The sequence below is a fragment of the Nocardioides kribbensis genome (assembly GCF_015070375.1).
Lineage (GTDB): Bacteria > Actinomycetota > Actinomycetes > Propionibacteriales > Nocardioidaceae > Nocardioides > Nocardioides kribbensis.
On sequence record NZ_JADCLL010000002.1, the window covers coordinates 539791 to 552891 of the forward strand.

The 13101-nt window shown below is 74.4% G+C and carries 14 protein-coding genes; 10 read left to right on the top strand and 4 right to left on the bottom strand.

Going from position 1 to position 13101, the window contains the following annotated elements:
• The first annotated feature begins 15 nt into the window (after positions 1 to 15).
• Genes IR170_RS08120 through IR170_RS08130 form a run of 3 tightly spaced genes read left to right on the top strand, consistent with a single transcriptional unit; the run spans position 16 to position 2266 of the window.
• The gene (locus IR170_RS08120; protein WP_193661950.1) at positions 16 to 573 is read left to right on the top strand and encodes a hypothetical protein; all 558 of its coding nucleotides are present in this window, start codon (positions 16 to 18) and stop codon (positions 571 to 573) included.
• A gap of 50 nt (positions 574 to 623) precedes the next feature.
• Positions 624 to 1337 carry a mycothiol-dependent nitroreductase Rv2466c family protein gene (locus IR170_RS08125; RefSeq protein WP_193661951.1) on the top strand — a complete coding sequence of 238 codons (714 nt, stop codon included), beginning with the start codon at positions 624 to 626 and terminating at the stop codon, positions 1335 to 1337.
• Positions 1338 to 1348: 11 nt separating this feature from the next.
• Complete coding sequence (locus IR170_RS08130; RefSeq protein WP_193661952.1) at positions 1349 to 2266, top strand: haloalkane dehalogenase; 918 nt, start codon at positions 1349 to 1351, stop codon at positions 2264 to 2266.
• A 28-nt stretch (positions 2267 to 2294) separates the two neighbouring features.
• Here the strand turns inward: IR170_RS08130 and trpS are convergent, their stop codons facing one another.
• Positions 2295 to 3311: a tryptophan--tRNA ligase gene (trpS, locus tag IR170_RS08135; RefSeq protein WP_193661953.1), complete on the bottom strand. Its 1017-nt coding sequence runs from the start codon at positions 3309 to 3311 to the stop codon at positions 2295 to 2297.
• A 184-nt stretch (positions 3312 to 3495) separates the two neighbouring features.
• Here trpS and IR170_RS08140 point away from each other — a divergent pair, with 184 nt between their 5' ends.
• The 5 genes from IR170_RS08140 (at position 3496) to IR170_RS08160 (ending at position 7619) form a co-directional block, all read left to right on the top strand.
• Complete coding sequence (locus IR170_RS08140; RefSeq protein WP_319804970.1) at positions 3496 to 4683, top strand: acetoin utilization protein AcuC; 1188 nt, start codon at positions 3496 to 3498, stop codon at positions 4681 to 4683.
• A 185-nt stretch (positions 4684 to 4868) separates the two neighbouring features.
• The gene (locus tag IR170_RS08145) at positions 4869 to 5075 is read left to right on the top strand and encodes a helix-turn-helix domain-containing protein (RefSeq protein ID WP_056864857.1); all 207 of its coding nucleotides are present in this window, start codon (positions 4869 to 4871) and stop codon (positions 5073 to 5075) included.
• Positions 5076 to 5197: 122 nt separating this feature from the next.
• Positions 5198 to 5299, top strand: a complete 102-nt coding sequence (locus IR170_RS08150) for a 30S ribosomal protein bS22 (protein ID WP_008356322.1) — start codon at positions 5198 to 5200, stop codon at positions 5297 to 5299.
• 24 nt (positions 5300 to 5323) lie between these two features.
• The gene (locus IR170_RS08155) at positions 5324 to 6385 is read left to right on the top strand and encodes an NAD-dependent epimerase/dehydratase family protein (RefSeq protein ID WP_193661954.1); all 1062 of its coding nucleotides are present in this window, start codon (positions 5324 to 5326) and stop codon (positions 6383 to 6385) included.
• A complete protein-coding gene (locus IR170_RS08160; RefSeq protein ID WP_193661955.1) occupies positions 6378 to 7619 on the top strand; it encodes a lysophospholipid acyltransferase family protein in 1242 nt (413 codons plus the stop codon). Before IR170_RS08155 ends, IR170_RS08160 begins: the two co-directional genes overlap by 8 nt.
• A gap of 54 nt (positions 7620 to 7673) precedes the next feature.
• Here IR170_RS08160 and IR170_RS08165 read toward each other — a convergent pair whose 3' ends face one another.
• The 3 genes from IR170_RS08165 to IR170_RS08175 form a co-directional block, all read right to left on the bottom strand.
• A complete protein-coding gene (locus IR170_RS08165; protein ID WP_193661956.1) occupies positions 7674 to 8897 on the bottom strand; it encodes a DUF5667 domain-containing protein in 1224 nt (407 codons plus the stop codon).
• Between the two features lie 205 nt (positions 8898 to 9102).
• On the bottom strand, positions 9103 to 9879 hold the full coding sequence (locus IR170_RS08170) for a sigma-70 family RNA polymerase sigma factor (RefSeq protein ID WP_193661957.1): 777 nt from the start codon (positions 9877 to 9879) through the stop codon (positions 9103 to 9105).
• Positions 9880 to 10039: 160 nt separating this feature from the next.
• Positions 10040 to 10924: an HAD family hydrolase gene (locus IR170_RS08175; RefSeq protein ID WP_200919146.1), complete on the bottom strand. Its 885-nt coding sequence runs from the start codon at positions 10922 to 10924 to the stop codon at positions 10040 to 10042.
• 63 nt (positions 10925 to 10987) lie between these two features.
• Between IR170_RS08175 and IR170_RS08180 the strand changes: the two genes are divergently transcribed.
• Together IR170_RS08180 and IR170_RS08185 are read left to right on the top strand one after the other, a co-directional pair.
• The gene (locus IR170_RS08180; protein ID WP_193661958.1) at positions 10988 to 12655 is read left to right on the top strand and encodes an AMP-binding protein; all 1668 of its coding nucleotides are present in this window, start codon (positions 10988 to 10990) and stop codon (positions 12653 to 12655) included.
• Complete coding sequence (locus tag IR170_RS08185) at positions 12652 to 12912, top strand: glutaredoxin family protein (RefSeq protein WP_193661959.1); 261 nt, start codon at positions 12652 to 12654, stop codon at positions 12910 to 12912. The genes IR170_RS08180 and IR170_RS08185 overlap by 4 nt, the downstream gene beginning before the upstream one ends.
• Positions 12913 to 13101: the final 189 nt, after the last annotated feature.

A 13101-nucleotide genomic window follows, 5' to 3' on the forward strand; every position in this document is an offset into this window, starting at 1 on the left:
AGTGAGGTCGGGCCGGTGAGGTCGGGCCTGCCGTGGGCGTGGGGCACGACGCCTGTCGACCTCGCGCGGTCGCTCCCGGTCGACGCGGTGCTGCCCGAGCGCGGGGAGGGCGCAGCGGTCGCGATGGACCGCGCCGTGCCGGTCGCGGCCCCCGCCCCGCTGACGTGGCGCTGGCTGTGCCAGACCGCGGTGGCGCCGTACTCCTACGACCTCGTCGACAACCTGGGCCGGCGCAGCCCGCGGGAGCTGACGCCGGGGGCCGAGCGGCTCGAGGTCGGCCAGCGGATGCTGGGGGTCTACGCGCTGCTCGCCGTCGACGAGGGCCGCTCCTGGACCGGGGTCACCACGGCCTCGGCCAGCCGCCCGCTCGGCCCGATCGGCGTGACGTACGCCGTCGTGCCCGACGACGACGCGGGCGCCGGGCCGTGCCGGCTGGTCTGCCGGATGACCGCCCGCGGGGCGACCCGCCCGCAGCGGCTGCGCGCGGCCGCCCTGGCCTGGGGCGACCTGGTGATGATGCGCAAGCAGCTGCTCACCCTGGCCGCCCTGGCCGAGCGCGACGCCCGCCGCTGAGCAGCGCGGCGTCGCGGCCTGCCCGTGGCGCGCCCTGGCAGGCTGGGGCCATGAGCGATCCCGACGTGCGGTTCTGGTTCGACCCGGTGTGCCCCTTCGCGTGGATGACCAGCCGCTGGGTGCGGCTCGTGCAGTCGCAGCGCGACTACGACGTGGAGTGGCGCTTCATCTCGCTGCGGCTGCTCAACGCCCACGTCGACTACGACGCCCACTTCCCGCCGGAGTACGAGGCCGGCCACACCGCCGGCCTGCGCATGCTGCGGCTGTGCGCGCAGGCGCGCGACGACCACGGGCCCGACGCGGTGGCCCGGCTCTACCCCGCGCTGTCGACCCGCGTCTTCGACGTCGCGCCCGACGCCTACGACCCGACCGACCTCGACGGCCTCGTGGCCGCCGCCCTCGAGGAGGCGGGCCTGCCCGCCGGGCTGGCCGCGCACCTCGACGACACCGACCGCGACGCCCAGCTCCAGGCCGAGACCGACGAGGCCCTCGCCCTCACCGGCAAGGACGTCGGCACTCCGATCCTCCACGTCGCACCGCCCGAGGGCGCAGCCTTCTTCGGCCCGGTGATCAGCCGGATGCCGAGCGAGGAGGAGGCCGGCGAGCTCTGGGACCACGTGGTCGGCCTGGCCCGCTTCCCGGGCTTCGCCGAGCTCAAGCGCAGCCTGCGCGAGAAGCCGCAGCTGCGCTCCTTCGGCGTCGAGCCGGGTGACGTGGGCGGCCAGGAGGACTGGCACGCCGGCAGCCGGCGGCAGAAGAAGTAGGGGAGCGGGCCGTGAAGGTGCTGCGCACGCCCGAGGACCGCTTCGCCGCGCTCGAGGAGGACTGGCCCGCCTCCTACGCCGAGGTCAGTGACCCCGACGACCCGCCCGAGGCCGCCCTGCGGATGGCCTACGTCGACCTCGGCCCGCGCTCGGTGGAGGCGCCGGTCGCCCTGCTGCTGCACGGCGAGCCGACGTGGTCGTTCCTCTACCGCGACGTGGTCGCCGACCTCGTCGCCCGCGGCGTGCGCTGCGTCGTGCCCGACCTGGTGGGCTTCGGTCGCTCCGACAAGCCGGTGCGCGTGGCCGACCACTCCTACGCCCGTCACGTCGAGTGGGTGCGCGAGCTGGTCGTCGACGTGCTCGACCTGCACGACGTGGTGCTCGTGGGCCAGGACTGGGGCGGCCTGATCGGGCTGCGCCTGGTCGCCGAGCACCCCGAGCGCTTCGCCGCCGTGGTCGCCGCCAACACGGGGCTGCCCACGGGCGACCGCGACATGCCCGAGGTGTGGTGGGACTTCCGCCGCGCGGTCGAGCGCGCCGAGGTGCTCGACGTCGGCCGCCTGGTCGCCTCCGGCTGCGCCCGCCCCTTGCGTCCCGGCGCGCGCGAGGCCTACGACGCCCCCTTCCCCGACGAGGCCTTCAAGGCCGGGCCCCGCGCCATGCCCCTGCTGGTGCCGACCCGGCCCGACGACCCCGCGACCGCGGCCAACCGTGCGGCCTGGGAGCGGCTTGCCCGCTGGGAGCGGCCGTTCCTCACCGCCTTCAGCGACCTCGACCCGATCACCGGGGCGATGGCTCCGGTGCTGCGCCGCGCGGTGCCGGGAGCGGCCGGCCTGGAGCACCCGGTGGTCACGGGCGCGGGCCACTTCCTGCAGGAGGACGACGGCCCGGCGCTGGCCGCGGCCGTCGCCACCGTGCTCGACCTCTGAGCCGCGGGCCCGGTGACACCACCACCGCTCACAGGCCCATGGCGGCCTCGGCCCGGGCCAGCACGGGCTCGGTGACCTCACGGCACCGAGCCGCCCCGTCCGCGAGGACAGCCTCGACGTGGCCGGGGTCGGCGGTCAGCTCGGCGTAACGGCGTTGCACCGGCTCCAGCGCCGCGACGACGGCGTCGGTCACGGCGCGCTTGAGGGCGCCGTAGGTGGTGAGGCCCTCGGTCGAGCCACCGCACGCCACCAGCACCTCGAGGAGGTTCGTCACGCCAGGTTTGGCCTCGCGGTCGGCGCGCACGGCGTCACGCCCGGTGTCGCTGTCGGTGACGGCCCGAGCGATCGTGCGGCGCACCACGTCGGGCGGGTCGAGCAACCCGACGACCCCGGCCGCCGAGGCGGCCGACTTGCCCATCTTGGTGCGCGGGTCGGCCAGGTCCATGACCCGCGCACCGGCTGGCGGGGTCACGATCCTGGGCACGGTGAAGACCTCGCCGTAGGTCCGGTTGAAGCGCAGGGCGAGGTCGCGGGTCAGCTCGACGTGCTGACGCTGGTCGTCGCCCACCGGGACCTCGTCGGGGCGGTAGAGCAGGATGTCGGCGGCCATGAGAGCGGGATAGGTGTAGAGCGAGACGCGGCTGCCGCCGGCGCCTCCGGCGCGCTGCTTCTCCTTGAACTGGATCATCCGGTCGAGCTCGCCCACGTGGGCGGTGGACTCCAGGAGGTAGGCCAGCTGCGCGTGGGCCGGCACCCGGCTCTGCACGAAGAGCGTCGCCTCCTCGAGACCCACGGCGAGCAGTGTGGTGGCCAGCTCGCGGGTCAGTGCGCGCAGCCGGTCCGGCTCGTGCTCGACGGTCAGGGCGTGCAGGTCGGCGACGCCGTAGAAGCACTGGGCGTCGCGTTGGCCGGCCACCATCGGCCGCAGTGCGCCGAGGAGGTTGCCCAGCGTCAGGCGTCCGGTCGGCTTGAGCAGGGACAGTCGGCGGGTCGTGCCGGTGTCGGCGGTGGTGTCGGCGTTCGTGCCGACGGGGGGCGTCGTCATGGGGGTCTCCTGGTGAGAGCCCTCGGACGAGGAGTGCCGGTGCGATGGTGCACGAACGGCCGCCCGAGGGCGGCCGTGGTGTGGTGGTGCGTGCTGGTCGGTGGGCCGCCGGTCAGGCGGGCCACCAGGTGGACGGGGACGTCGTGAGCACGAGCGCAGGTTACACCGGGGTAGCGTCGAGGGCGTGCTCGTCTGCCCCGGACCTTCCACGGTCGTCTTCGACCCCAGCCTGACGGCCTACGACTTCGGCCCCGGCCACCCCATGTCGCCGCTGCGGGTCGACCTGACCATGCGGCTGGCCGAGGAGCTCGGTGTCGTGGGCGAGGGCGGGCTGCGCATGGTGGCGGCGCCCATGGCCGACGAGGAGCGTCTGGTCACGGTGCACGACCCCGCCTTCATCGAGGCCGTGGTGCGCGCCGGGAGCTCGGGGCGCGCGGAGCCCGACTTCGGGCTCGGCACCGAGGACGACCCCGTCTTCCGCGGCATGCACGAGGCCTCCGCCCACGTGGTCGGCGCCAGCGTCGAGGCCTTCCGCCAGGTCTGGTCGGGCGACTCGCTGCACTCCGCGAACATCTCCGGCGGCCTGCACCACGCGATGCGCGACCGGGCCAGCGGCTTCTGCATCTACAACGACGTCGCCGTCGGCATCCGCTGGCTGCTCGACCAGGGCGTGGAGCGGGTGGCCTACGTCGACCTCGACGTGCACCACGGCGACGGCGTCGAGCGCGCCTTCTGGGACGACCCCCGGGTGCTCACCGTGTCGCTGCACGAGACCGGGCAGCTGCTCTTCCCCGGCACGGGCTTCGCCACCGACACCGGCGGCGAGGGGGCGGAGGGCTCCGCGGTCAACGTCGCGCTGCCCCCGGGCACCGGTGACGCCGGCTGGCTGCGCGCCTTCCACGCCGTCGTGCCCCCGCTGCTGCGCGAGTTCGCCCCGCAGGTGCTCGTCACCCAGCAGGGCTGCGACTCCCACGCCGACGACCCGCTGGCGCACCTGATGCTCTCCGTCGACGGCCAGCGCGCCGCCTACCTCGCCCTGCACGACCTCGCCCACGAGGTGTCGCAGGGACGTTGGGTGGCGCTGGGCGGCGGGGGCTACGAGCTGGTGCAGGTCGTGCCGCGGGCCTGGACCCACCTGCTCGCGGTGGTGGGCGGTCGCCCGCTCGACGCGCTCTCGGCCACGCCCGGCGGCTGGCGCGAGCACGTCGAGCACACCCTCGGCGTCAACGCGCCGCTGCGGATGACCGACGGGCAGGACCCGGCGTACCGCGACTGGGCCGACGGCTACGACCCCGACACCTGGCTCGACCGCGCGGTGCACCAGACCCGGATGGCGGTCTTCCCGCTGCACGGTCTCGACCCGATGCCCTGACTGGACCACCGCCCCTTCCGGGACGGTCCGATCCGGCCCGTGCAAGCCGACACGCCGAGCCGATCAGTCCAACTCGCGTCTCCTCTTCCCCACGAGTCACTTCTGGCCCTATTCTCACGGCTACGTGGCCGTGGGAGCACTGGCGGGGAAGCTGGTGGCGTGCCGCAACAGAAAGTCGGTGCTCGATGATTGCCAACACGCCCGGAGACATCTCCGACGCCAATTTCCTGACCGTCGCCGAGGTGGCGGCCATGATGCGCGTCTCGAAGATGACGGTCTACCGCCTGGTGCACAACGGCGACCTCGCCGCAGTGCGCGTGGGTCGTTCCTTCCGCGTCCGTGAGGAGGACGCCAACGAGTACATCCGGCGCAGCTTCTACGACGCCGGCTGACCGCACTGCCGGCGGGGACGGTCTGCTCGGGCGACCCTGATTCTGCGGCTCACCCCCGGGCGGATAGGCTGACCGGGCCCTGCGTCGACACGCAGGGCCTACCAGTCTCGAAAGGTTCACCCGTGGGTTCTGTCATCAAGAAGCGGCGCAAGCGCATGGCCAAGAAGAAGCACCGCAAGCTGCTCAAGAAGACGCGCGTCCAGCGTCGCAAGCTCGGCAAGTAAGACCGGCCGGTCGGTCGAGGTGTCGTGAGCCGCGTCGTGCTCGTGACCGGGGTCTCTCGAGACCTCGGTCGCCGCTTCGCGCGCACGCTGGCCCTCGACCCGACCGTCAGCCGTGTCATCGGCGTCGACGTCACCCCGCCCCGGGGCGACTTCGGCGACGTGTCGTTCGTGCGGGCCGACATCCGCAACCCGGTGATCGCCAAGGTGATCGCCAAGGAGGACGTCGACACCGTCGTCCACATGAGCGTCATCTCCACCCCCAGCGGCGCCGGGGGCAGAAACTCGATGAAGGAGCTCAACGTCATCGGGACGATGCAGCTCCTCGCGGCGTGCCAGCGCGCCGAGAGCGTGAGCCGCCTCGTCGTGAAGTCGACGACGACGGTCTACGGCGCCAGCAACCGTGACCCGGCGATGTTCACCGAGGACATGGAGCCCCGGCGTCCCCCCCGCGCGGGCTACGCCAAGGACGTCGCCGAGATCGAGGGCTACGTCCGCGGCTTCGCGCGGCGCCGACCCGACGTGGGCGTCACCATGCTGCGCTGCGCCAACGTGATCGGTCCCCACGTCTCGAGCCCGATGACGTCCTACTTCCGCAGCCCCGTCGTGCCCACCGTGCTCGGCTACGACGCCCGACTGCAGTTCCTGCACGAGCGCGACCTGTTCTCCGCGCTCAGCCACGCCGTGACCGAGGACGTCGCCGGCACCTACAACGTCGCCGGTGACGGCATCCTCATGCTCTCCCAGGCCGTGCGCCGCCTCCAGCGCCCCACCGTGCCGCTGCCCGGCCTGGCCCTGGGGAGGCTCTCCTCGACGCTGCGCTCGACCGGGATCGCCGACCTCTCGCCCGAGCTGCTCGGCATGCTGACCTACGGCCGCGGCGTCGACACCACGCGCATGCGCGAGGGTCTCGGCTTCACCCCCGAGTTCAGCACCGCGGAGGCCTTCGCCGACTTCGCCGCCCTCATGCCCAGCGGCCCCCGGCGCAGCGAGCGCGTGCTCGCCGGGCTCGGCCGGGTCTTCCCCGTGCCCGACCCCGACCCGGTCGGCCCCCGCGCCGTGCCGGCCCTCGGGAGCGACCGTGGGTGACGCCGAGATCATCCCCATCGGCACGCGCGGACGGCCCGGACGCGGCACGGGCACGGCGCCGTCGTCGGCCGCCCGCGGTCTCGCCGGCGGAGCCGGCGGCGAGCCGCGTCCGGTGCGACGCAAGGCCGACGCCGCCCGCCGCGCCGACGCGGCGACCGGGCCGGTGGACGAGGCCCCCGGCGCCGCGGACCCCGCCCTTGAGCCCGTCGTGCAGCCCGCCGCCGAGCCCGCCGACGAGTCCCTCGTCGAGCCGTCCGGCACGGAGACCCCCGCCGCGACCCTGCCCGAGGGGGAGTCGCCGCGGCCCGCGGTGACCGCGCGCGAGCGGCACCCCCACGCCGGCATCCCGGCCGCGGACCTGCTCGCGGCCTTCCAGCACGCCAGCCGTGAGCTGTTCGGCGAGCAGTGGGAGGCGCAGCTGGCCCACTTCCTGGCCTTCCTGCGCCGTCGCGTCACCGGCGACTACGCCGTCGACGAGTACGGCTTCGACCAGGAGGTCACGCAGCGCTTCTTCATGGCGGCCCTGCGCCCGATCGCCGAGAAGTGGTTCCGCATCGAGGTGCGCGGCATCGAGAACATCCCGGCCGAGGGCGGTGCCCTGGTGGTCTCCAACCACTCGGGCACGCTGCCGATCGACGGGCTGATGACGATGGTGTCGATCCACGACCGGGCCGGGCGCTTCCTGCGCCCGCTCGGCGCCGACCTGGTCTTCCGGATGCCCGTGGTCAGCTCCCTGGCCCGCAAGAGCGGCGCCACCCTGGCCTGCTCCGAGGACGCCGAGCGGATGCTGCGCGGCGGCGAGCTGGTCGGGGTCTGGCCCGAGGGGTTCAAGGGCATCGGCAAGCCCTACTCCCAGCGTTACAAGCTGCAGCGCTTCGGTCGCGGCGGGTTCGTCTCGGCCGCCCTGCGCACCGGCGTGCCGATCGTGCCGCTGTCGGTGGTCGGCGCCGAGGAGATCTACCCCCTGATCGGCAACATCCCGTCGCTGGCCCGCCTGCTGGGCGTGCCGTACCTCCCCATCACGCCGCTCTTCCCGCTGCTCGGGCCGCTCGGCCTCGTGCCGCTGCCCTCGAAGTGGCTCCTGGAGTTCGGCGAGCCGATCCGCACCGACGAGTTCGACGCCGGTGCCGCCGACGACCCCATGCTCGTCTTCGACGTCACCGACCAGGTGCGCGAGACCATCCAGCAGACGCTCTACACGCTGCTGATGGAGCGCGAGTCCGTCTTCCGCTGATCCTCGTCGCCGTCCGGCACGGGCGGGCCCGGCCCGGGTGGTCGTCGCGGTCGATCAGCCGCCGGTGAGCGGGTCGGTCAGACCGCCCACGACGCCCCCCGCGCCACCGACGACGCCGCCGACCGTGTCCTCGAGGTCGTCGACGACCTCGCCGAGGTCCTCGCCCACGTCGCCACCACCGCCGGGACCCGAGACGGGCTCGTCGCCGTCGAGGAGGTCGGTCAGGGGGTCCTTGCCGCCGCCGGTCGAGGGGGAGCCGTCGTCGCCGCCGCCACCGCCCACGGGGGAGGGGCTGGGGAGCACGTCGGTGGGGCCGGTCTGGCCGCCCTGCGGCGGCACCGTGACACTGCCGGGACCCAGCGGCTGCTGGCGCTGGCGAGGACGGGTGGTCTCGGAGTCGGCGCGCGGGCCGGTGCCGGCGGTGAGCACGTCGTCGCTGAGCCGGCCGACGGCCTGCAGCAGCCACGACGGGATCCGGGTGATCCCCTCGCCGGCGCAGGTCGGGCACAGCTGGTCGACCTGCGCGTCGATGGTGGCGAGCACGTCGCCGGCGCGCACGAGGGAGCCCCGGGTCTCCTCGGGCAGCAGGCCCGAGAGGGCGTCGAGGTCGGCCAGGCTGGTCGCGGTGAAGTCCTTGAGCTCGGTGATCGAGCCCTCCCGACCGGTCGCGGCGTAGTCGCCGATGAGCAGGTCGCCGGCCTCGGCGGCCTGGACCGCGAAGTCGTCGAGGGTGCGGGTGATCACCGCGGCGTCCTCGACCTCGCCGGAGCGGCTCAGCTGGTCGACCTCGGCCAGACGGCCCGACGCGTTGGCCAGGAGCGTCGCGCCCTTGTCGTCGGCGCCGACGCTGACGCCGGTGTGGGCGTTCTCGATCGCGCGCTTGAGCGGGTAGAGCACGTCACCGGGCAGCGCGCTCTGCGCGGCCACGGCCATCGTGGAGGTGGCGCCGACGACCGCGAGACCACCGATGGCGGCGGCGAGGCGCCGCTCGCGACGACCGTGGCGGGGAGCGACGGAGAGGCGGTCGACGACCGCGGGGGACGTGCGCGTGGCGACCAGCTCCGAGGCCGCCGCGGTCATCAGCCGCTCGCGCAGGTCGAGCACGAAGTCGGGCCGCGGCTCGGGGGCGGGCTCGGCGCGCAGGGCCTCGACGAGGGCAAGCAGCTCGGCGTGGCGCGCCGCGTCGGCCCGGCCGGTCGAGGCGTCCTCGACGAGACGGGCGAACTCCTCCGCGCGGCGTCGTGCCGGGCGGAAGGCGTCGCGGTGACCGGTGCTCATCCCTGCTGTCCTGTCGTCGTCGCCGAGGGGCTCGGCAGATGGGTCGGGGCGCCGGACGCGCGGTGGGCCGACACCAGGGAGAACGACGCGCCGAGCGCGAAGGTTACGCCCCGTGAGGAGGCGGTTGCCACGGAATCGCAGCAGGGTGCAGGCACTCGGGCAGGCGCGGCGCCGAAGCGGGGGAGGGAGGCGGCGGAGGCGGTCATCAGTCGCGGATCCCCTCGGGCATCAGCTTGGCCAGGTTGCGCACGCCGCGCAGCTGGAGCTGCTTGATCGCGCCGTCGCTGCGGCCGAGCACGGCTGCGGTCTCGGCGATGCTCATGCCCTGCAGGAAGCGCATCACCAGGCAGTCGCGCTGCTCGTCGGGGAGCTCGCCGAGCGCGGTCACCAGCATCTCGTTGGTCAGGCCCGCGAGCACGGTGGCCTCCGGGCTCTCGGTCGCGTCGTCGTGCTGACCCATGTCCTCGGTGGTCAGCTCGAGGCGGGTGCGACCGGCCTTGAAGTGGTCGGTGGCCAGGTTGCGCGCGATGGTCATCAGCCAGGCGCCGAAGTCCTTGCCCTGCCAGCGGAAGTTCTGCATGCTCCGCAGCGCCCGGAAGAAGGTCTCGGAGGTGAGGTCCTCGGCCAGCGAGGAGGACCGGGTGCGGTAGTAGAGGAAGCGGTAGACCGCGACGTGGTAGTGGTCGTAGAGCAGGCCGAAGGCCTCGCTGTCGCCGCCGCGGGCCAGCTCGACCAGCGCGATGAGGCGCGTGCGGTCGGCCTCCGACTCCTCCGACGACGTGGCCAGGTCGCCGTCGCCGAAGCCTCCGGGTCCCCCGGGCCCGGGGACCCCGTGACGGTCGTCGGCGCCGGCCGCCTCGGTGCGCAGGGCGGACCAGGCGGGGCCGTCGGGGGCCAGGAGGGGGGCGGGGGCCAGCAGGGTCGCGACCGCGGCGCGCAGGGCGTCGAGCCCGCGCGCGACGTCATCGGCGTCCCACGGCATGTCGCTGCGTCCTCCCCACGTGCTCCCCCACAGAGCCACTCGATGGTAGGACGCCGCGGAGCCGGTGGGAATGGAATCGGGCAAATGAAATGTGACACGGAGTTACATCTCCGGGTCGGACGGTGCCGACGCCGGCAGCGGCGCCGACGACTCCGGAGGGTCAGCCGCGGCGGCCGCGCACCGCGACGCCGGCGGCGACGGTGCCGCTGACGGCCCCGGCGGCGGCACCGACGAGCAGTCCGGCGCGAGCGGCCTTGCGCCCGGTGCGGTAGTCGCGGACGCGCCAGCCCTGCTCGCGGGCGTGGTGGGCCAGCCGGGAGTCGGGGTTGATGGCGCAGGCGTCGCCGACCATCGAGAGCATCGGCAGGTCGTTGAAAGAGTCGGAGTAGGCCGAGCACAGGGAGAGGTCGAGGCCCTCCCGGGTCGCCAGGGCGCGCACCGCCTCGGCCTTGGCCGGGCCGTGCAGCATGTCGCCCACCAGGCGACCGGTGTAGACGCCGTCCTCGGTCTCGGCCACCGTGCCCATCGCGCCGGTCAGCCCGAGCCGTCGCGCGATGATGCGGGCGATCTCGACCGGTGCGGCCGTGACCAGCCAGACCCGCTGCCCCTGGTCGAGGTGGAGCTGGGCGAGGGCACGGGTGCCGGGCCAGATGCGGTGGGCCATGGCTTCGTCGAAGATCTCCTCGCTGAGCTCCTCCAGCTCGGTCACGGTGTGACCGGCGATGAAGCCGAGCGCGGAGTTGCGGGCCTCGGCGACGTGGTCGGGGTCCTCCACGCCCACGACCCGGAAGTAGGCCTGCTTCCAGGCGGCCCCGACGATCTCGCGGGTGGTGAAGAACTTGCGCCGGTGCAGCCCGCGGGCCAGGTGGAAGATGCTCGCGCCCTGCATCACGGTGTTGTCGACGTCGAAGAAGGCCGCACGCAGCGGGTCGGCCGGCATGTGCAGGGCGGTCTCCACCTCGGCGGCCGCGGCCGCTGCCTCGCCGGCCAGCGTCGAGCGCTGCTGCAGGTTGGGGAGCGTGCGCCGCTCGGCCGGGGGTGTCACGAGACCAGACTAGGAGATGTGGCGTCGGTCTCCCACCCTGCGCCGTGTGGGAAGATCGCCCGCATGCCGACGCCGTCCGACGCCGCCTCCGAGGCGGGTCTCAGCGGCCTGCTCGGCCTGGCCGCCAGCCGCAGCCCCGACAAGCTGGCCGTCGTCGAGGCCGAGGGCCCGGAGGCCCGCGGCGTCACCTGGGCCGAGCTCGACGACGAGGTCGGGCGCGTCGCCACCGGCCTCGGGGCCGCCGGTGTCGTGGCCGGGCACCGGATCATGCTGGCCCTCGGCAACCGCATCGAGTTCGTGGTCGCCTACCTCGCGGCCCTGCGGGTGCAGGCCGTGGTCGTGCCCGTGAACCCCCGGGGCAGTCGCGACGAGCTGGTGCGCACGCTCGCCGACAGCGGCTCGCGCATGGTGCTCGCCGACGCCGGCTCGGTCACCCGGGTCCGCGAGGCCGTGGCCCGGCTGACCGCGCTGCTCGACGTGCAGGACCCCGCCGACCCCGCCGACCCCACCGGCGACACTTCGCCGCCCGTGCCCCCCGAGGTGCTGGCGCGGGCCCGTCGCCCGCGGGTGGTCGTCGTGGGGGCCACGCTGCGACCGGGCGAGCGGTCCTACGACCACCTGCGGGCCTCCGCGCCCTCGAGGCCCCACCCACCCCTGCGCGACCCCGAGGCCCTCGCCGTGCTGCTCTACACCAGCGGCACCTCCGGCCGCCCGCGCGCCGCGATGCTCAGCCACCGCGCCCTGCGGGCCAACCTCGAGCAGGTCGCGGCGGTGGACCCGCCGATGATCCACGGCGACGACGTCGTGCTCGGCGCCCTCCCGCTCTTCCACGTCTACGGCCTCAACGCCGTGCTCGGCGGGGTGCTGCGCCACCGCGCCAAGCTGGTGCTGGTCGACCGCTTCGACCCGCTCGACGCGCTCGACCTGATCGAGGACCAGGCGTGCAGCGTCGTGCCCGTGGCGCCGCCGGTCTTCGCGGCCTGGCGCCACGACGAGCACCTCGAGGAGCGGCTCGGACCCGTCCGCCTGCTGCTCTCCGGGGCGGCCCCCCTCGCGCCGGAGCTGGTGGAGGAGGTGTTCGGCCGCACCCGGGTGGTCGTGCACCAGGGCTACGGGCTGACCGAGGCGGCGCCGATCGTCACCAGCACGCTGTGCAGCCGGCGCCTCCAGGCCGGCTCGGTCGGCGCGGCCCTGCCCGGCATCGAGCTGCGCCTGGTCGACGAGGCCGGTGGCACGCCGGAGGGCGAGGACCCCGGCGAGATCCACCTGCGCGGCGCCAACCTCTTCAGCGGCTACTGGCCCGACGGCAGCGACGGGCCCGACGCCGAGGGCTGGTGGGCCTCGGGCGACGTCGGCTTCCTCGACGCGAGCGGCGACCTCTTCCTCGTCGACCGGGTCAAGGAGGTCGTCATCGTGTCGGGCTTCAACGTCTACCCCGCCGAGGTCGAGGACGTCGTGCGCGAGGTCGTCGGCGTGCGGGAGGTGGCCGTCGTGGCCAGCCCCGACCCCGCCACGGGCGAGACGGTCGTCGCCTACGTGCGCGCGCCCGGGCAGGTGCCCGAGGAGGTCGTGGCCGCGATCCGCTTCCGCTGCGACCTGCGCCTGGCCCGCTTCAAGCGCCCGACCCGCATCGAGGTCGTCGACGCGCTCCCGCTGACGGTGACCGGCAAGGTGCAGAAGGGCGTGCTGCGCGCCGCCGAGCGCCGCCGGGCCGAGGGGTCGGCCCCGTGAGCCCCGCGAGCCCTGCGGCGCCGCGGGTGCGGATCTACTCGCGGCCGGGCTGCCACCTGTGCGAGCAGGCGCGCGAGGTCGTGGCGCAGGTGTGCGCCGAGCTCGGCGAGCAGTTCGAGGAGGTGTGGATCGACGACGACCCCGCCCTCGTCGAGGCGTACGGCGACGAGGTGCCGGTCACGACGGTCGACGGTCGGCGCCACGACTTCTGGCGCGTCGACCCGACCCGGCTGCGGGCCGCGCTCACCCGGGGCTGACCCGCCCGGGGTCGCCGCGGCCCGCCCAGGACCGACCCCGTGCGCGTGGGTCATCTCACATGTGCTAGCCCGGGTCGCGCCCGTGCGGCGCGAGGCCCCGCGGCACGGCGCGGGAGAGGTGGCGGGCGGGCCGCGGGAGCGGCGTACGGCCGGTTTGTTCTCCCGTTCACAAACTCCTACAGTGAATTC